The organism is Rahnella sp. AA (assembly GCF_002834385.1).
In the GTDB taxonomy this organism is placed as follows: Bacteria; Pseudomonadota; Gammaproteobacteria; order Enterobacterales; family Enterobacteriaceae; genus Rahnella.
Window position 1 is genome coordinate 74,510 of record NZ_PITQ01000005.1, and the last position, 20,386, is coordinate 94,895.

General features: G+C 54.0%; 10 protein-coding genes and 2 pseudogenes. 8 read left to right on the forward strand and 4 right to left on the reverse strand.

What is annotated here, in order from left to right; all coding sequences use genetic code 11:
* The first annotated feature begins 27 nt into the window (after positions 1–27).
* On the forward strand, positions 28–2,559 hold the full coding sequence (locus CWS43_RS13610) for a fimbria/pilus outer membrane usher protein (protein WP_101077474.1): 2,532 nt from the start codon (positions 28–30) through the stop codon (positions 2,557–2,559).
* 10 nt (positions 2,560–2,569) lie between these two features.
* A complete protein-coding gene (locus CWS43_RS13615) occupies positions 2,570–3,661 on the forward strand; it encodes a fimbrial protein (protein WP_101077475.1) in 1,092 nt (363 codons plus the stop codon).
* 38 nt (positions 3,662–3,699) lie between these two features.
* Here CWS43_RS13615 and pbpC read toward each other — a convergent pair whose 3' ends face one another.
* The 3 genes and pseudogenes from pbpC to CWS43_RS27790 all read right to left on the reverse strand — a co-directional run.
* Positions 3,700–6,069, reverse strand: coding sequence for a penicillin-binding protein 1C (pbpC, locus tag CWS43_RS13620; protein WP_101077476.1), 2,370 nt, complete (start codon positions 6,067–6,069; stop codon positions 3,700–3,702).
* Between the two features lie 58 nt (positions 6,070–6,127).
* Positions 6,128–10,321: pseudogene (locus CWS43_RS13625) on the reverse strand (alpha-2-macroglobulin); the annotation flags it as partial.
* Between the two features lie 68 nt (positions 10,322–10,389).
* Positions 10,390–12,145, reverse strand: a pseudogene (locus CWS43_RS27790) (alpha-2-macroglobulin family protein); the annotation flags it as partial.
* A 260-nt stretch (positions 12,146–12,405) separates the two neighbouring features.
* Here CWS43_RS27790 and greB point away from each other — a divergent pair.
* From greB to CWS43_RS13655, 6 genes are all read left to right on the forward strand, one after another.
* Entirely contained in the window at positions 12,406–12,879 is a 474-nt protein-coding gene (greB, locus tag CWS43_RS13630; protein ID WP_101077478.1) for a transcription elongation factor GreB, read from the forward strand.
* Positions 12,880–12,999: 120 nt separating this feature from the next.
* Positions 13,000–15,333 carry a Tex family protein gene (locus CWS43_RS13635; protein WP_101077479.1) on the forward strand — a complete coding sequence of 778 codons (2,334 nt, stop codon included), beginning with the start codon at positions 13,000–13,002 and terminating at the stop codon, positions 15,331–15,333.
* A 428-nt stretch (positions 15,334–15,761) separates the two neighbouring features.
* Positions 15,762–15,986 (forward strand): ferrous iron transporter A, encoded by a 225-nt coding sequence (gene feoA, locus CWS43_RS13640; protein ID WP_101077480.1) that lies wholly within the window; start codon positions 15,762–15,764, stop codon positions 15,984–15,986.
* Positions 15,987–16,077: 91 nt separating this feature from the next.
* On the forward strand, positions 16,078–18,396 hold the full coding sequence (gene feoB, locus CWS43_RS13645) for a Fe(2+) transporter permease subunit FeoB (protein ID WP_101077481.1): 2,319 nt from the start codon (positions 16,078–16,080) through the stop codon (positions 18,394–18,396).
* 8 nt (positions 18,397–18,404) lie between these two features.
* On the forward strand, positions 18,405–18,641 hold the full coding sequence (locus CWS43_RS13650) for a FeoC-like transcriptional regulator (protein ID WP_101077482.1): 237 nt from the start codon (positions 18,405–18,407) through the stop codon (positions 18,639–18,641).
* A 93-nt stretch (positions 18,642–18,734) separates the two neighbouring features.
* Entirely contained in the window at positions 18,735–19,655 is a 921-nt protein-coding gene (locus tag CWS43_RS13655; protein ID WP_101077483.1) for a LysR family transcriptional regulator, read from the forward strand.
* Here CWS43_RS13655 and CWS43_RS13660 read toward each other — a convergent pair.
* Positions 19,635–20,279 carry a hypothetical protein gene (locus CWS43_RS13660; RefSeq protein WP_101077484.1) on the reverse strand — a complete coding sequence of 215 codons (645 nt, stop codon included), beginning with the start codon at positions 20,277–20,279 and terminating at the stop codon, positions 19,635–19,637. The genes CWS43_RS13655 and CWS43_RS13660 overlap by 21 nt on opposite strands.
* Between the last annotated feature and the right edge of the window lie 107 nt (positions 20,280–20,386).

A 20,386-nucleotide genomic window follows, 5' to 3' on the forward strand; every position in this document is an offset into this window, starting at 1 on the left:
AGAAATCTCTTCAGGGACTCAGCAACAATGAATATGGATAACTCACCGAATGCAGTAAAGCAGGAAAACTGCGCCCGCCGGCAACGTCATATCGTCACACTATTCCTGAGCTGCACGTTCCCAATGACGGCTTTGATTACAGATGTTGCCCGGGCAGAAGAGGTCTATTTCGACCCGCAGTTACTTGAACATAACGGGCAACCGGGCGACAACGTTGACCTCTCGATTTTTTCCCGGGGGGAGAAAGCTCAGGTGGCCGGTATTTATGACACCGCTATTTACGTCAACACGGATAGGGTCCTTCAGCAGCAAATCCGCTATGACCAGATGCCTGATGGCTCACTGACACCTGAAATAACGCCTGATTTGTTGAGAGCGCTGAACGTCAGGGTCGACGCATTCCCTTCTCTGGTCAGTCACCGGCATGATGCGCCTCTGAATGCGCTAGCTCAGTACATTCCCGCAGCAGCCACGAAATTCGATTTTAACCGGATGCGTCTTGATATCAGCATTCCGCAGGCAGCGATGGATCAAAAAGCCAGCGGCTATGTCGACCCGAAAAGATGGGATGATGGCGTGCCGGTGTTGTTTTCTAACTACGCTTTCTCCGGGGCTCAGCGGAAAAATAAAAATGGCAGCGATGATTCCAGCCAGTACCTGAATATGCAAAACGGGCTAAATCTGGGCGCGTGGCGGTTACGTAATTACAGCACCTACAGCAGCGGTGACGGTCAGCAAAGCTGGGATGCTATTTCCACTTACGCTCAGCGTGACATCAAAAGTCTTAAGTCCCAGTTTTTGATCGGCGAAAGCGCCACCCCTGGCGATTTGTTCCCCAGCCTGCAATTCACAGGTATTCAGTTAGCTTCTGATGACAATATGCTGCCAGACAGTCAGCGGGGTTTTGCTCCCACAATCCGCGGGATTGCTAACTCCAACGCGGAGGTCACTATCCGGCAGGATGGCTACATCATCTATCAAAGTTATGTCGCGCCCGGTGCATTTGAAATTAACGATCTTTATCCGTCTTCTTACAGCGGTGACCTCGAAGTCACCATAAAAGAAGCCGACGGAACCGAGCGAAGGTTTAATCAACCCTTTTCGTCCGTGCCGGTGATGCAACGCCCGGGACGCCTGAAATACAGTGGCACCGCAGGACGCTATCGTTCAAATAACAATGACGACAAAGAACCAGACTTTGCGCAAGGTACGGTGATTTACGGTATTTCGAATGAGATCACCACGTATGCCGGTAGCTTATTATCCCCTGATTACCTTTCCGGGATGGCCGGCGTCGGATTCAGCTTGCTGTCTTTAGGTTCAGTTTCTGTCGATATCACGCAAGCTCAAACCACGCTGGACAACAACCGCAACAGCACCGGGCAATCTTATCGTGTCCAATATTCTAAAAACATCGAGGCAACGGATACTAACTTTTCACTCGCCAGCTATCGTTATTCCACCCGCGGATTCTACGATTTCGATGAAGCGAATCAGTCTGAGGATAACGCCGCGCAAGCGGGTCATAAGCGCAGCAAATATCAGATCAGTGCTAATCAGGCGCTTTGGGAGGGGACAAGCCTGTACGCGTCGGCTTATCAGCAGGACTACTGGCGTGACAGCAACAAAGAGAAAAATATTGCCCTTGGGATGAACGCCACCCTGTACGGCATCAGCTATAACCTGTCCTATTCGTACAGCGAGCTCGATGGTGAAGAGAATGATCAGCAGATAGCGCTGAATATTCGTGTTCCGCTAAGCCGGTGGCTGCCACAAAGCTGGGCGACCTACAATATTACTCACGATAAAGAAGGCGAAACCCGCCAGCAAATCGGCCTCAGTGGAACCGCTCTTGACGATCACCGTCTCAGTTATTCGCTTCAGCAAAGTCACACCCGGCAAGGGGGAAATGACAGCAGCAATATTAATTCCGCCTACCGGTCATCCTACGGCACGCTGAACGCCGGTTATTATTACGACAACGATTTGCAACAAGTCAGCTATGGCGTTGCCGGTGGCGTCATCGCCCATGCCCATGGTGTGACACTTTCCCAACCCCTGGGGGATTCATTTGCCCTGATTGATGCCAATGGGGCGAGTGGTGCAAGAGTGCAAAACCAGCCGGGCCTCCGGACAGACTGGCGCGGCTACGCTGTCGTTCCTTACCTCACGTCTTATACCGAAAATCGCATCGTTCTCGACACCACAACCCTGCCTGATGAAGTCGATGTAACCAATACGTCTGAATTAGTCATTCCTAATAAAGGTGCAATGGTTGTAGCACATTTCGATGCCCACACAGGCGCCCGCGCCTTAATCAAACTGGTACGGACAGACGGTACGACAGTGCCTTTTGGTGCCATCGCGGTCAGTGAAGATCAATCGCTGGAAAACATCGTCGATGACGGCGGCGTTCTCTATCTCTCCGGCATAAAAACCAACACGCAGATGGGATTACATGTGAAGTGGGGGGTTGCGGCTAACCAGCAATGCAAAGCCAGCATAAACCTGAAGCCCGTTGCGTCATCGGTGCAATCCGTCACGGCCTCATGCATTTAAGGATAAAAACATGAACCACAAAAAAAGCGTTTTATTTGCACTGATTATGGGGATTTCTGGCCCTTATGCATTACCCGCACTCGCCGGTTCTGCCACCTGTGACGCCAGAAATGGCAGTGCGACGGCTTATGAAAATTCTATTTTACGTGACCTGAACGGCAATGAGAATTCGCGAGGCAGCATGATCACGGAGTCACTCAACAGCGGCCAGCAAAGCTATCAGATTACCTGCAACTGTTCAGCGGCAGATGCATCAAACGCAAATGGCGTGCTGATTATGTACAGTTTGCAAACCTCTCTCCCGCTTGGCCATACCACGAACTACTTCAAAATTAATGATCATCTCGACGTGATGACTCAGATTGCCATCCCTAAAAATGGCAACGTTACCGTTCCGACCACCAAAGCCGTCAGTGACGGGACACACCATTGGGACAAGGAAAATACCGGCATCTGTGCGCAACAGAGCACACAAGATAACCTGATCACGGGTTCACAGGGCCAGGTAACCCTTTACATTACGACGCCTTTTATTGGTGAGCTCACCCTCCCGCGCGTTGAAATTGCCCGGGTATATGCATCTTCAGCAACAGTAAACACAACAGCCCCCCCGCTGGGATCACCGGTTGCAATTTTATATCTCAGCGGAGCGCTGACGGTGCCACAGAACTGTGAGATCAATGAGGGCGAAATTATCTCCGTCCGTTTTGGCACAATTCAAAGCAGCCGTTTCACTAAGATAAAAACGCCTCCGGAAGGCTACCGGCCCGTGACCTTTGATATCAAATATAACTGCGCAAAAAGCGGATTGCCGGCCATCCCGGCCAACGACAAACTCATGATGATCCTTGAGGGGCTGGATGTTGAGAATCAGTATTACCTGGTGGCACGCCGCCGCCCTTCCGATAATAAGGCGGATATCGGCATTGTGGTACAGGATGCGGGTGGGACCTACATGCCCTTTGCACAAGGTATTTTACCCATGAACCAGAACGGATTGGGGAAAATCACCCTGACCACATTCCCGATCAATCTGGTCGGCGGTGAACTCGATGCCGGCGAATTCGACGCGACGGCGACACTTCGCGTCGACATCCGGTAATGACGTCAGGCAGCGGATCCGCTGCCTGATTTCCCCGCTTAATTCAAAATCTCAATACTGATTAACCGGCTGTCGGCGCGGCCATGATCATCGACGGCGCGGATTCGATATTGCCCGTTGTTGATGGGCCGCCAGTCGATGGCCGATTTACTGGCAGAACTGCCGAGATAAATATCATCGACAAACCAGTAGACCGTTTTACTGTCCGCATCCGTCACCGCGTTGAACGAAATCCTGTCGCGCCCTTGCTGCGATTGCCGCAGTGTATAGACCGTGTTTTTAAGCGGGGACGTAATGCGTGGTGGATTTCCGCTGACCTCCACGCCTTCATCTTTACAGTGGTTCACTGGCGGTTTGCGTTTTGGTAACCCTGCCTGGGCGAACACGTTGGCCAGATCTGACGGCCAGAATTCAAACACCTCCGTGCGGGTTTCGTTTTCTTCATAAGGCGGGCACGCGACTTCACCGGTCAGCTTATCCAGCCTGACAGGGCGATAAACCGTATCGACCTTGATGGGTGATTTTCCGGGAATAAACCAGGTTTTGCCTTTTTGCTGGCACCACGGCGTCGGTAAATCCCCGCTGGCAAGGCAGATATCGACCCGTTTTAGCTGTTTCGGGAACGGATGCCGGGGCTCCTGCAAAGCGGGATAGCTGGCGTTAATGCTGTCGATGATATTGAAGAACAGCGGTGCAGCGGCTTCAGCGCCCACAAACACGTTGTTGCCTTTGCTGTCGAAATTGCCTTCCCAGACCACCAGAACGTACGGCCCAAAAACCCCGACACTCCAGGCATCGCGGAACCCCCACGAGGTGCCGGTTTTCCAGTAAACCGGTAACGAGGAAGGTTGCTGAGCCAGCGTATCACCGGGGCGACGATGCTGACGCAGCATGTCCAGCGTCATAAAGCTGGCCTCCTCACTGAGCAATCTGACTGGCGTCGTAACAGCCGGATCGCTCTTTTGCATCCGCAGCGGTTGCAGCACGCCACGGTTCGCCAGCAGCGCATACAGTTTTGCCAGTTCCTGCATCGTCACTTCACCGCCGCCCAGCACCAGCGAGAGGCCATAGTGGTTTTCGCTCGACATATCCGCGATGCCGGACAGCCGCAGAAACTGGTAGAACGTCGGCTGCCGCAGCTGTGACGCGACGTAAACCGCCGGAATATTGCGGCTGAAGTTCAGGGCGTCGGTCGCCGTCACCGGCCCGAGAAAACGGCGGTCAAAGTTCTCCGGCGCATAAGCCCCGAACGCCGAAGGCACATCTTTCAGGATGGTCATCGGATGCAGCACGCCCTGCTCCATTCCCAGCGCGTAAATAAAAGGCTTAAGCGCCGAGCCCGGCGAACGTTTGGCATTCGTGCCGTTCACCTGCCCCTGAATTTCACGGTTGTAATAATCCGCCGATCCCACCAGCGCCCGCACGCCCATGTCGCGGGTATCCACCAGCAGGACGGCGGCATTATGGATCCCGCGGCTTTGATTGCGCGTGATAAAGGCGTTGACCTGCCGCTCGATCAACCGCTGCAAACCGGCGTCCAGCGTGGTATCCACGCGGTTATCGGTCTGAACCAGCTGCTGATTTTGCTGGCGAAGCTGCTCGATAAAGTGCGGAGCGATGTACGGCATCTGCTCCGGCTGACGCAGCGCCAGCGGCAGTTTGAACAATGAAATCTGGCTGCTGTCGGTCGCGTAATGCGCCTGCCAGCGGCCAAACAGCCGGTTACGTGCCTGCGTCAGTGCCGTGCCCAGCACGCCGGTTTTGGCATCAATGCGGTAACTGGGAGACTGCGGCAAAACCGCCAGCGTCAGCGCTTCCGGCAATGTCAGGTCTTTCGCGGCTTTGTCGAAATAAATCAGGCTGGCCGCGCCGATACTTTCAATATTGCGGCCATAAGGCGCGTAGTTCAGATAGGCTTCGAGGATATCGTGCTTGGAATAACTCAGCTCCAGCTGAACCGCACGTAAAACCTGCATAATCTTGCCCGACGGCGTGCGGGTATTGAGATGCCAGTGCATCCGCGCCAGCTGCATGGTGATGGTCGAACCACCCTGCATTTTTCCGCCCGCCACATAACTGCGCCAGAACCCCCGCATCAGGCTGAACGGATTGAAACCCGGATTGACGTAAAACCAGCGATCTTCGTGTAACAACAGGCCTTTTACTGCCAACGGTGAAACCTGTTCCAGCGGCGTCCACACGCGATAACGATCGTCATTCGCCAGCGTGATGCGCATCAGCGTACCCTGCCGGTCATAATAGACGGATGAAAAAGGTTGCCCCTGAGAAAGCGGCGGATGCGGCCAGAGGCGGCACGCCAGAAGCAGCAGCGCCAGTAAAAAAACCGCCATGGCGATATTTTGCAGAAGGCGTTTGGCTGTTTTGAAAAAAAGAGGAAAGGTGTTCATCTTGCTACTCAGCGTCAGTTACGCCCCGCTAAAACAGCGGGGCGTAGTCTGCGGTCTATTATTTTTTAGCAACAGCGGGTTCGTCTGCCGGGATGACCACCAGTTTTTGATCACTGACGGACAGCGCCTGAACTTCGCGGTCATACATCGCTTCGCCATACGCCGGCGGGATGATGAAACTGCCGGTGTTGGTGGCTTTGATCTGATACACAAACTCCTGCACATCGGTGCTGGCGCTGCCGTAAATGACTACGCGATCTTCGCGAATATCGCTGTAATCCGGCGCCCACGTCGAGCCGGAGGCTGCCAGCGGTGACTGCCAGGATGCGGAAGCTTCTGCATCGCTGTTTTCATCGCTGCTGTCAGATTCCGGTTCCGGTGGCGTTTGCTGTACCACTTCAAATCCGCCCGGCAGTAAATCGACAATCGCCAGATTATCCTGCCCTTCTTTCGAATTGGCGCGGATTTTCAGGTGAACGTTGATTTTCTGCCCCAGCGTAATTTGCGTGACCGGTTTACCCTGTTCATCGGTGTAATCACGGGTAATTTCCAGCCCGCGCGAAATAGCTTTCTTCGGCGCGGCGAGGTCAAAACCGGCCTGCGTCACCACGTACCACGCCGGTGCGTCGTTACCATTCTCCACGCGCAATGCCTTCGCATCGGCGGTGAAATTGGCTTTTGCAAACAGCCCCTGAACGCTGGAAATCAGCTGCGGTTCAACATTTTTGGTTTTGCTGATCTGCGTGATTTTCAGCGCGTCCGGTGCCGTGGCCTGCGCCGCGACCTGTGTGGAATAACTCTCCAGCGCCAGAATGCTCATTGCCGAAGAATAGGTGGTGTAACGTTCCTCTTTCAGCGATCTGACCATGTTCTCCAGCACCTGTGGCGGAATGGCAGACACTTTCTCCGGGAAGTGGCGCGTGATGAGATACAAACGCGTCGCGTCCTGAACCAGCGGGTCAAAGTAACTCTGCGTCCACCAGGCTTTGTCATACGCCTTACTCAGCTGCTTCCACGTTGGTTGCAACAGGGTATTGGCTTCATCATCCATTTTCAGCATGCGATAGGACGATGCCAGATACAGCGCGCTGAGATCGGTTTTCCAGGTGTCCGGATAGCGTTGTTGCAACGTGTCCTGCACCGACGCCAGCGAACTGGTGGTGATTTCGCCCTGACGCGTCAGCAGATAAACCGCCCAGGCACGCAGACGCAGGGTGTACAAATCATCACTCTGACTGGCCGCCAGCTCGCGCAGTGCCGCATTGGCTTCATCGAGCATACCGGCCGGTAACGAAACGCCCGCAGCTTTGGCTTCCAGCAGATATTGCACCACGTAAGGCGTGACGAACGGATCGGTTTGCGGCGATGAACGCCACAGGCCAATCGCGCCGCTGTCGTTCTGACGTGAACGCAGGATCGCCAGCATGTCTTTCAGTTTTTTGCTGGTCTCCGCCTGACTCAGCGAACCTTTCATTTCCGGATGCTGACCTTCAAGGATCATCGGAATCGAACGGCTGACAATCTGCTCAGAACAATAATACGGATAATCCGCCAGATACTGTGAAAGCCCGTTGGTCAGCACCAGCGGTGAGTTGGAAACCGCAGCTTTGCGCACCGCATAAGCATCAAACATCTGACGCAGATTATCGACCGTCTGGCTGCTGCCGCTCATGCGCCCCATCACTGACTGTGTGCGGAACGGCATGGCCGGGCGAACCGATGTGCTGATGGTCCGGCTGCTGGTTTTATCGGCATATGTTGCTTCGAAGACCAGCGGCGCATCGCCCGGCACGGCTTTGGCGCGCAGGCGGAAATTAATCACGCCTTCACGTTTTTCAGCCAGAGACAGGTTCTGATCCGCTTTACCGACCACTTCCAGCTGCGGCGGCACCGCCAGATGCACGGCGATGGCCACGCTCTTGCCGTTCAGCCCTTCGAGGTTATTGCTCACGCCGACGCTGACATCAAACTCATCGCCCGGCGCGACCATTGCGGGCACGTTTGGCGTCATGATGAAGTTATCGCGCACGGTCGCCGAGGTTTGCGCTTTGCCGATTTTGTCCGGTGTGACGGAAATCGCCATCACGCGGATTTTACCGTTGAAGTAATCCGGCACCTGATAATCAAACTGCTTCTCGCCGTTCACTTCGGTAATACCCGACCAGTACGCCACCGGTTTGTCGCGTTTGCGTTTGAACGGATTGACGTTCAGATCCAGCCCTTCACCGCCGTCACCGCCCGGCGCTGCCGCCAGCTGCATCAGCTTGCTGAACTCCGGCAGGATCAGGTCGAGGATTTGCGAACTTTCCACGCCCAGCTCGCGTTTACGGAAGAAATATTCCAGCGGATCTTTCAGGCGATAACGCGCCACCTGCAAAATACCTTCGTCCACGGCAAACAGCGCAACCTGCTGCGGGCCATCGGTCATGACGGTCATCGCCAGGTTTTCGCCCGGCTTAATGACTTCCGGCGCATCTACTTCCAGATAGTTCTGGCGCGCTTTGGTGCTGATTTTAAACGGCATCACGCCGTAACTCAGCGGGCTCATGAAGATTTCATTGGAATTCACATCACGCACAAACTGCACGTTGATGTAACCGTTGCCTTCCATTCCGGCAGGCACGCGGATTTTCTGCACGGAACTGGTGGTATCCGTGTGGAACCACTGCCAGCTGTAAACTTTGTCTTTCTCGATGGTGATCAGCCCGCTGCCGGTATACGGCGCGTTGATGGACACCTCGATTTCCTCACCCGGCTGATATTCCGCCTGATTGAGTTTCAGCTTCAGCTCGGCGTTGCGATCCAGCGAACGGCTGAGGTTGGCGTTGCCCGCGACGGTATACGCAATGCGGTTAAGCACTTTGCCCTGCGCGTCTTCTACCACCAGCACGAAATCCCCCGGTTTGTCGGTCGCCAGTGTCAGGTCGTTGCCCTGCGCGGTGAGCGAAAGCGGTTGTTCCGAAAGCTGCACTTCCTTCATTTTCGACTGATATTTATAAACGCCGGAATCCTGCTTAGTCAGAACCGAAATGTATTTCTGTTCAATCAGCGCCACTTTCAGCGCAGGCAGGGCAATTTGTTTCAGGGTCGGATCAACGGCAATCACGTTCAGATGACGAACCGCGCCGCGGTTGATGTACCCCAAATCGCCGTCCGGTTTCACACCGATCAGATAATCGTACGGCGAAACCAGAACCCGCGCGGTCGCAGAGACTGAACGCCCGCCACCGGCCACAAAGGCTTCTGACAGCAGTTGCAGCTGATACGTCGCATCGGCATAAGATTTCAGATCCAGCGGAATATTCGCCGTGCCTTTTTCGTCAGTCGTGCGGTCTTCCAGATTGGTTTCAAACCCGTCGCTGTTCTGGCGATTCTCGTAAAACGCATAGTCCGGGAACGCGTCGAAACTTGGATACATCGGGCGCAGCGTCAGTTTCGACGTCACGCGGCGATCCTGCGCAGGCGTACCAAACAGGTTTTGCACGTCGATATTGGCCTGTAATTCCGTCGGTTTCACCCAGCCCTGCTTACGTTCCGGCGTCAGTTGCAATTTCACTTTCAGCTGATCCGGCTCGAACTCTTTCACGTTGACGGAGGTGTGGCCCAGCAGCACGGAAGATTCGTTGTCTTTGCCGATCAGGTACAGATAAACGTTCCATTCGCCGGTCGGTGAATTGTCGTCGGTGGTATAACTCAGTTCGTTGAAACCGCTGGCACCGAGCGTCAGCGGAACTGTGCTCATCAGCTTATCGCGCGGGTCGTGGATTTCAGCGCGCACCGGAACACCGGCCAGGCCCATACTCCAGTCGGCGGCGCGGGTGATCAGACCGATATTGAAAGTGTCGCCCGGACGATAAACGCCGCGATCGGAGAACAGATAACTGCTCAGCGTGCGCGGGTCGTTAGGGGTTTCTTCGCCATCCACGTCGAACCGCGAGAAGTCGAGGCCGCGGTCGTTATTCCGGTCGGCAGGCAGGAACGAAACATCGCCCTCTTTTTCGACCAGGAACATCACCGGTTGCCGCTCGCTGGTGTAAACATCCAGCGCCGGGAAACGCACATGCCCGTCAGCGCCGGTGGTTTGCGTCAGCAGCGTGACGCCGTTTTTCGCGATAACCGACACTTTGGCGTTGCTGACCGGCGTACCGCTGTGAATCGACTGCACAAATACGTCGCGGGTTTTATCCTGCGAACGCTTGGCAATAATCCCCAGATCGGTGACCACCACAAAGCGGGAATCGCCGACCGGCGCTTCGTCTCCGCTCTGATCGTCATCCTGATACTGATAACCGTCGTCATCGGTTGCCGGTTTTTCTTCTTTCTTCTTCGGATCCCATTCCGACAGCGTCAGCAGGAATACGCCGCGATGCGAACCCGGATCGGTGGACAGATAACGGGAAAGATCGACGCCCTGATAATTCACTTCACCCGGTTTGTCGTTATTCACCGCCGTCTGATATTTGAAATGCTCGGTAAAATACTCGTCATTCAGACGGTTAAATTCCGCCGACGAATATTCACGGCTTTTAAATGACACGATGTGTTGCAGCTGGCTTGGGATAACGCGTTTGATATCCAGACGCATTCCCGGCACGTTACGCGCGGCCACACTGATTTGTTTGTCACCGTTCACCGACAGCAGCGAACCCTGCGACATAAATTGCAGAGACTTCGGATAATCCGGGACTTCAACAATGCGGTAGACTTTTTCCGGCATTTTATAGCCGCCGGAAGACGTCAGGACATTGTCGATTTCCACCAGCATGGCGCGGTGCGCGGGCGCATCGAAGCGGAAACTGAACTGCGGCTGATAGTCGCTTTCGGCTTCGTTCAGCTGGATATTCAGCGGCGTGGATTGCGCCAGCACGTTATTTTCGACACTGTCCACATTCCAGCTGGCGTAATCGTCCGGGCCGGTTGCGGCCTCTGAATCGTTCGGATCGTGCTGCGGTAACAACCAGACTTTTACCGCGCGGCGGATATCTTTATCTTTCACCGCATCGCTGAACCCGATAATCAGCGCACGCTGACCTTTCGCGCCGTCGGCATCGACCACCTGCGCGCTGGCGTCACTCACGGCCAGGCTGTAAAGCGTTGGCACGGAAACCCAGACGTTACGTGCCTGCGTGGTTGCATTTGATGCCACCGACGCCTTCACGCCCTCGCCTATCGTCATGTGAACAGAGCCGCCGTGATCGAGCGATTTCAGCGGTTCGGAATGCACCCAGGCGTTGAGTTTTTTCTGGTCGTAGACCACGGAAAAATTGAGTTTGGATTCCGTTTTGGCTTTCCCTTCACTCAGGCCCAGAGAGATTTGTTTCTCAAAACTGGCCACATCCACCGGCGCATTGAATTTGACGTTGAAAATCGCGCTGCGTTTTTGCGGATCCTGCGGGTCCTGATAATACTCGGCGGTCCCGGACTGATAATCGAAGGCAGGCGCGGTGAATTCATAACGCGTGGTCGCCAGTTTGATTTGCGGCGCGAGCAATACGTCAGGCGTGAAACTCACTTCGTATTTTGTGCCCATCGGCAGCGGATTTTTTGGCGTGAAAACCAGCGTATAACCGCTGATCCATTTCCATTCCCCTTCGGTGGCCGGTTTCAGCGAAATGCCTTTTTCGACCACTTTGCCGACATCCGTCAGCGGCGCAGCTGAATTTCTAAAATTAAATATGGCCTGCTGAGGCGCAATTTTTTGCGCGGCATAATTAATCGCTTCCGGGTTACTGACCCGCACGCTGGTTTCCTGATACACCATCGGTGCCGGTTCGATAGGCTGCGGACGGTTTAACCACCAGTGCCAGCCGTAAACGCCCGCACCTGCCGCGCACAGCAACACCAGAATGGCCAGACTGATGGCTTTCGGGTGTTTATCGGCGCCGCTTTCAATGCGCGTAAATCCGCGCTTAAGCCAGCCGGACATTGCCGTCCACCAGACCGGCGCACGCCAGTCGATATTGCCGACAACAGGTTTAATGACGCGCCCGAGCAGACCTGAAATAAAAGCCAGCGCGCGAAGGACGCCTTTTATCAATGTAAAAGGCAAACGAAGTAAGAATCTGAGTAAATCCATTTGTAGCTGTACCCCTAATCCCTATGACCCATAATCTGAAGTGATATTTAAGAAAAATATTTTGAAATTCAGAATATTGCGAAATGTGTTACGGAATATAAAATTCGCAAGAAGCGCGGCGAAGGATAATAACTATCCGACTAAAAAGCCATCAGATAAAGCGTAGCAGGCCGCCCGTTTTTTCGGTCGATTTCTGCACTGCCAGCAACGCAATTGTGTGAAACAATGGCGAAAGAATTTTAAGGACAGTGGCAGAGGATATGAAGACTAAACTGATTACCCGCGAAGGCTACGACAAGCTCAAAGCTGAGCTGGATTTTCTGTGGCGTGAAGAGCGTCCGGAAGTCACCAAAAAGGTGACCTGGGCCGCCAGTCTGGGCGACCGCAGTGAAAATGCCGATTATCAGTACAACAAAAAACGTCTGCGCGAAATCGACCGCCGCATCCGCTATCTGACCAAATGCCTGGAACAACTGCGCATTGTCGATTATTCACCGCAGCAGGACGGCAAAGTGTTCTTCGGCGCGTGGGTGGAAGTGGAAAATGACGACGGCGATATCAAGCGCTTCCGCATCGTCGGTTATGACGAAATCTTTGGCCGCAAAGACTACATTTCTATCGACTCCCCGATGGCGCGCGCGCTGCTGAAAAAGGAAGTCGGCGACAGTCTGGTGGTCACCACGCCGGTCGGCGATGCGACCTGGTACGTCAATGAAATCGACTACGGCAAATAATCAGATAACGCCCAAAACGTGAGGCACATCGTCCCGACGGCTGGCATTTTCAGTCTTCAAATCGTATAACGGTGCCCTGTATTTACGTCACTCACTAACGAAAAAACTGATACCCGACCTATGAATGATCAACTGAGCCGCATTATCGCAAGTGAATTGCAGGTTCGCCCGGAGCAGGTTGCTTCCGTGGTGCGTCTGCTGGATGAAGGTAATACCGTGCCCTTTATTGCGCGGTATCGTAAGGAAGTCACCGGTGGGTTGGATGATACCCAGTTGCGTCAGTTAGACACACGTCTGGGCTATTTGCGTGAGCTGGAAGACCGCCGCCAGACCATCCTCAAATCCATCGAGGATCAGGGCAAACTGAGCGACGATCTGGCTAAAGCCATTAACACCACGCTGAGCAAAACCGAGCTGGAAGACCTTTATCTGCCGTTTAAACCCAAACGCCGTACGCGCGGGCAGATTGCGATTGAAGCAGGCCTTGAGCCGCTGGCCGATCTGCTGTGGAATGAACCGCAGAACGAGCCGGAAACCACCGCCGCTAAATTTGTCGATGCCGAAAAAGGCGTCGCCGATACCAAAGCCGCGCTCGATGGTGCACGCTACATTCTGATGGAACGCTTTGCCGAAGATGCGTCTCTGCTGGCGAAAGTCCGTGATTACCTGTGGAAAAATGCGCATCTGACTGCCCGTATGGTCGAAGGCAAAGAGCAGGAAGGCGCGAAATTCCGCGATTATTTCGATCACCATGAACCGATTTCTCAGGTACCTTCACACCGCGCGCTGGCAATGTTCCGCGGCCGCAACGAAGGCGTCCTGCAGCTGGCGCTGAATGCCGATCCGCAACACGATGAACCGCCAAAAGAAAGCTACGCCGAACAGCTGATTATCGATCATCTGGGCCTGCGTCTGAACAACGCCCCGGCCGACGTCTGGCGTCGCGCGGTGGTGAACTGGACGTGGCGCATTAAAGTGCTGCTGCACCTCGAAACCGAGCTGATGGGCACCGTGCGTGAACGCGCCGAAGACGAAGCGATTAACGTTTTCGCCCGCAATATGCACGACTTGCTGATGGCCGCACCGGCCGGAATGCGCGCCACCATGGGCCTCGATCCGGGCCTGCGTACCGGCGTAAAAGTCGCCGTTGTGGATAACACCGGCAAACTGGTGGATATCGATACGGTTTATCCCCATACCGGTCAGGCGGCGAAAGCGGCGCAGCAGGTTGCCGCGCTGTGCATCAAACATAACGTTGAGCTGGTGGCGATAGGCAACGGTACCGCTTCCCGCGAGACCGAACGTTTCTTCCTTGATCTGCAAAAACAATTCCCGAAAGTGATTGCGCAGAAAGTGATCGTCAGCGAGGCAGGCGCGTCCGTCTATTCCGCTTCCGAGCTGGCCGCGCTGGAATTCCCGGATCTGGACGTGTCGATTCGCGGTGCGGTCTCCATTGCCCGTCGTTTGCAGGATCCGCTGGCCGAGCTGGTGAAAATCGACCCGAAATCCATCGGTGTCGGCCAGTACCAGCACGACGTCAGCCAGAGTTTGCTGGCGAAGAAACTCGATACAGTCGTCGAAGACTGCGTGAACGCCGTGGGTGTGGATCTGAACACCGCATCGGTTCCGCTGCTGACCCGTGTTGCAGGCCTGACCCGCATGATGGCGCAGAATATCGTTAACTGGCGCGACGAAAACGGGCAGTTCCGCAACCGCGAACAGCTGCTGAAAGTGAGCCGTCTGGGGCCAAAAGCCTTTGAACAGTGCGCGGGCTTCCTGCGCATCAACCACGGCGATAATCCGCTCGACGCCTCAACGGTTCACCCGGAAACCTATCCGGTCGTCGAACGCATTCTGGCCGCCACACAGCTGGCGCTGAAAGAACTGATGGGCGATTCCAACGCGCTGCGCGGCCTGAAAGCCAGTGAATTCACCGACGACAAATTCGGTGTGCCGACCGTTACCGACATCATCAAAGAGCTGGAAAAACCGGGGCACGATCCGCGTCCTGAGTTCAAAACCGCGACCTTTGCCGATGGCGTGGAAACCATGAATGACCTGATGCCGGGCATGATCCTCGAAGGCTCGGTCACTAACGTCACCAACTTCGGTGCGTTCGTGGATATCGGCGTTCATCAGGACGGGCTGGTGCACATTTCTTCACTGGCGAACAAATTCGTCGAAGACCCGCACACCGTGGTGAAAGCCGGCGACATCGTTAAAGTCAAAGTGATGGAAGTTGATTTGCAGCGCAAACGTATCGCCCTGACCATGTGCCTGGACGAACAACCGGGTGAATCCCCGGCGCGCCGTTCCTCTGCACCGGCGTCAGGCAATAACCGTGATGCGCAAAAACGTCCTGCGGCAAACAAACCGTCGGGCCGTAATTCCGCTCCGGCCGGGAATAATGCAATGGCCGATGCACTGGCCGCCGCACTCGGTAAAAAACGCTAATTTTCTGCTTTTCCCCCGCCATACCAAAGCCGCTGAAATTCAGCGGCTTTTTTCTGTATCTTTTTTCGACACTTTTTAAACTCCTCCCTATTGAATCAATCACTGAGATAAATCAATAAAACGGGCCTCGCACGGGCTTAGGATAGCGCCGCTGTAGAGATTTACGTGAAGAGGACTGCCTCTTTTATTTTGTCTCCACAAGCGTACTAATTATGATAACTATTCTCGTTTGTACTTCTTTATGTATTCAATTACGCGGTCAGTCTCGAACTGACAATTTGGCACCAGGGACAATTTCTGAGCATTTTTTTGCAACACACGTCAGTCGCAATTAAGTGGAATCACCGGGCAGGGAAGCGCGGTGCCGCAGTGTTCACACTCTGGCACCTTCTCTATTTTTCCGGGGTCTCTTTGGGAGAAAACTCACTATGCAGCTTAAATCACAGCGTGCTTACAGAATTACCGGCTTTTCGCATGAAATCAGCCCGGCATACCGCCAGAAACTGTTGTCGCTGGGCATGCTACCGGGTTCGCTATTCAGCATAATCCGCGTCGCACCGATGGGCGATCCGGTTCAGATAGAAACCCGCCGCACCAGTTTGGTTGTGCGTAGAAAAGATCTCGACCTGCTGAAACTCGAGATGTTGGCCTGATCGTAAACATCAGGCCGCTTAGCCTCTATTTTTTGGGCCGGGTGGCGTTAGCTCCCCGCATTTCCCCTTTCTCACGCGTAGACTTTAACGTATGAAACCATTGACTATCGGCCTGATTGGTAATCCAAACTCAGGTAAAACCACTCTTTTTAATCAGTTAACCGGTGCCCGCCAGCGCGTGGGCAACTGGGCTGGCGTCACCGTAGAACGTAAAGAAGGCCAGTTCACCACCGCTGAACATCAGATCACGCTGGTGGACTTGCCGGGGACTTACTCCCTGACGACCATCTCCGAACAAACCTCGCTCGATGAACAAATTGCCTGCCATTACATTCTGAGCGGCGACGCTGATCTCATGATCAACGTTGTGGATGCCTCAAACCTTGAGCGCAATTTGTACCTGACCCTGCAATTGCTGGAACTGGGCGTGCCGTGCATCGTCGCACTCAACATGCTCGACATTGCCAAAATCCAGAACATCAACATTGATATTCCGGCGCTGTCTGCCCGCCTGGGCTGCCCGGTGGTAGCACTGGTATCCACGCGGGCCAGCGGCATCAAAGAACTGAAAGCTGCGATTGACAATCGGCCGCAGGTTGCTGAGCTTGAACGGGTGACTTATCACCCTGTACTGCAACAAGAAGTCGACGTGCTGGCTGCGGCAATGCCTGAAAATATGGCGTTACAGCAGCGTCGCTGGCTGGCGCTGCAAATTCTTGAAGGTGATATTTACAGCCAGACACATGCCGGGAACGCGCAGGCATTACTGCCTCAGGTAAAAGCCCGTCTGATTGATCAGAATGTAGACGACCCCGCACTGCTGATTGCCGATGCGCGTTATCAAAGCATTGCCACGCTTTGCGCCGCTGTCAGTAACTCACACCTCACTGCACCGAATAAACTGACTCAGGCGTTGGATCGCGTGATCCTCAACCGTTTCCTGGGGGTACCGATTTTCCTGCTGGTGATGTATCTGATGTTTGTGCTGGCGATCAACATCGGCGGTGCGTTGCAACCGATTTTTGATATTGGTTCAGCGGCGATTTTCATTCAGGGCACGCAATGGATTGGCTTTATGTTGCACTTCCCGCAGTGGCTGACGATTTTCCTGGCCCAGGGGATTGGCGGAGGTATTAACACCGTGCTGCCGCTGGTGCCACAAATCGGCATGATGTACCTGTTCCTTTCATTCCTTGAAGACTCAGGTTACATGGCACGTGCGGCATTCGTCGTGGATCGCCTGATGCAATCACTCGGCCTGCCGGGTAAATCGTTCGTTCCGTTGATTGTGGGCTTTGGCTGTAACGTGCCCTCGATTATGGGTGCCCGTACGCTGGATGCCCCGCGCGAACGTCTGATCACCGTCATGATGGCACCGTTTATGTCTTGCGGTGCGCGCCTGGCAATTTTCGCTGTTTTCTCTGCGGCATTTTTCGGTCAGGACGGCGCATCTGTCGTCTTCTCACTGTATCTGCTGGGTATTGTGGTCGCGATCCTGACCGGTCTGGTGTTGAAATACACCGTCATGCGCGGTGAAGCTTCACCCTTTGTGATGGAATTACCGGTCTATCACGTTCCGCATCTGAAAAGCCTGCTGCTGCAAACCTGGCAACGCCTGAAAGGTTTCGTGCTGCGGGCGGGTAAAGTGATCGTGATTGCGAGTATTTTCATCGGTGCGCTGAACAGCTTCTCTTTCAGTGGCAAAGCTGTCGACAGTATCAATGATTCGGCGCTGGCATCAGTGAGTAAAGTACTGACGCCGGTACTGATCCCAATGGGCGTACACCCTGATAACTGGCAGGCGACGGTCGGTCTGGTTACCGGGGCAATGGCGAAAGAAGTGGTGGTCGGTACGCTGAATACGCTGTACACCGCAGAGCATATCCATCATGAAGAATTCGATGCAGCTAACTTCCATCTGCTCGATGAACTGGGTGGCGCCGTACAGCAAACCTGGCAAGGTCTGAAAGATACTTTCAGCGTCACTGTTCTGTCTAACCCTATCGAAGCCAGCAAAGGTGACGGCGAAATGGGGGTCAGCTCGATGGGCGTAATGAGCACCAAATTTGGTACTGCGGTCTCGGCTTACAGCTATCTGATCTTCGTGCTGCTTTATGTTCCCTGTGTCTCGGTGATGGGGGCAATTGCCCGCGAAACCAGCCGCAGCTGGATGACATTCTCCATCTTCTGGGGGCTGAACGTGGCTTATTCTCTGGCTACGCTTTTCTATCAGGCGGCAACATTCAGCGAACATCCGGCATATAGCGGAGGGATTATCCTCATCGTCCTGATTTTCAATGCTGTGGTGTTAACCAGCCTGCGTAAAGCCCGTAGCCGCGTCAGTGTTCATCTGCAACCGCGAAATATGGCGGAATGCTGTGAACCGGCAACAGGCAGCGATTGCCACTAGGAGGCGAGATGACGACATTAATTCAGGTCCGCGACACACTGGCACTGGCTGGCCGCGCAGATGCCCGTCAGCTCAGTCATCAGCTTAACGCGCCGCAACCTCTGGTGCAGGCGATGCTCGAACGGCTGGTGGCGATGCGTAAAGTGCAACCCGTCGAAGCTGATGACAGCTGCCAGAGTGGCGGCTGTCAAAGTTGCGCCGAAGGCAAAAAATGCCAGACGGTTTCCTACACCCTCACCAACTGATCCCGGCTTCTGCTCTTACTGAATAGTCGCGTTGCGGCTATTCAGCTATCATCGACAGGTCGCAACGGCCATTAATGTGCCGCAGGAGCCTGAATGATCGACAGTGAAATTACCTTCCGTAAACTCGAAATTTTCCTCGTTTACATGGAAAAGCAAAACATCACCCGGGCTGCTGAGCAGCTCGGTCTGAGCAGCGTCAGCGTGCATCGTGCCCTGCATTCCCTCGAAGAGGGCTTGCGCTGTCCGTTGTTTATCCATCGAGGCCGCAACCTCTTACCACTGCCCGCTGCCGAAGCATTGCTCGAACACGCCACACAAGTTATTGAGCAGATGGAACACGGTATTTTAGCCACGCAGCGCGCCGCCGGTTTTGGGGATAAACGCCTGAAAGTGGGCACGCTGTATTCCCTGACGCTGGAAACCATCCCGCGCCTGATCATGGGGCTGAAACTGCGCAGGCCGGAGCTAGAACTGGAACTGGTGATGGGCTCCAACAATGATTTACTGCACAAACTGGAAGACGGTCAGCTGGATGCGATTCTGATTTCAACCAGTGATTCGACGGTAGATGCCCGGCGTTATGATCAACTGCCACTTTTTCAGGACGATATTTTCCTCGCCGCCCCCGCCAGCGCAGAACTGGCCTCAGAAGGCACGGCTGATTTACGGGATTTTAAGCAGAAGAAATTCGTCTCGCTGGCTGAAGGTTTCGCAACTTACCACGGGTTTCAGGAAGCCTTTCAGGTGGCTGGTTTTGAACCGGACATTGTGACGCGGGTAAATGATATTTTCTCGATGCTAAGCCTGGTACAGGCCGGTGTGGGCTACACGTTAATTCCTGGCAGAATGAAAGGGGTGTATGAGAATACCGTCAAACTCCTGCCGCTGGCTGAGGCTTACCAGATGCGCCAGACGATTTCGCTGGTCTTCCCACACAGCCGCGAGCACGATCCGAACTTACTCGCCCTCGCCGCTGAAAGCAGGATGTATGCGTTAGCGAACAGAAAGCGTTGAAAGGCGCTCGCTATTTTGCGCAATCAAAACAACCGGCCAGTGCACTTTATCAGGGTGGTGACTCCAGATTGCAGACTCAGGGATACTGATGCCGTCATAACGCATTTTGGTGCCGTCGTAAGGATAAAACTGCCCTTTTTCAGTATCGAGCACGAACACCACTAACCCTGTCGAGTCCTGTGCAAGACGTTTCCACAGGGCCCGTCCACCGGCATAATGATCGTTGTCACTCATCAAAGTGAGATTCTTTTTAACAACTAGTGTTTCATAAAGCAAAGTCGCTAAACGGTAATCTCGCATTTCAGGATTGACGACGACCCCTTCAATTTGAAACGTCTGCTGGTCCTCCCAAAACTGGCGAATTTCGAGAATTTCATCGTCATTCTTCCGACGGGCAAGTTCCAGCGTAGCGACCACGTGGTGTCGTTTTTCGCCCCGGTTGTCTGTTCTTGTTTGGGCTTCTGCAATGGCGATAAACGGAATTTTTTCATCATAAATGACCAACATATCGACATTGTTGAAATGTATCTCATCAATGATTTCAAACCTTCGGGCCAGAGTGGCTGTGCTGTACGATCTTTCGAGCACGATCATTTGTGAATCCCCGCGAATCAAAACTGGCATGATATCCCTTCATGTAAAGAGGCAACTCTTCCACCTGCTATTGAAGAGTGGTTGGACAATAGCATATCGCGCAATATTTCAACAAAAATGAATGCGCAATAACTCTG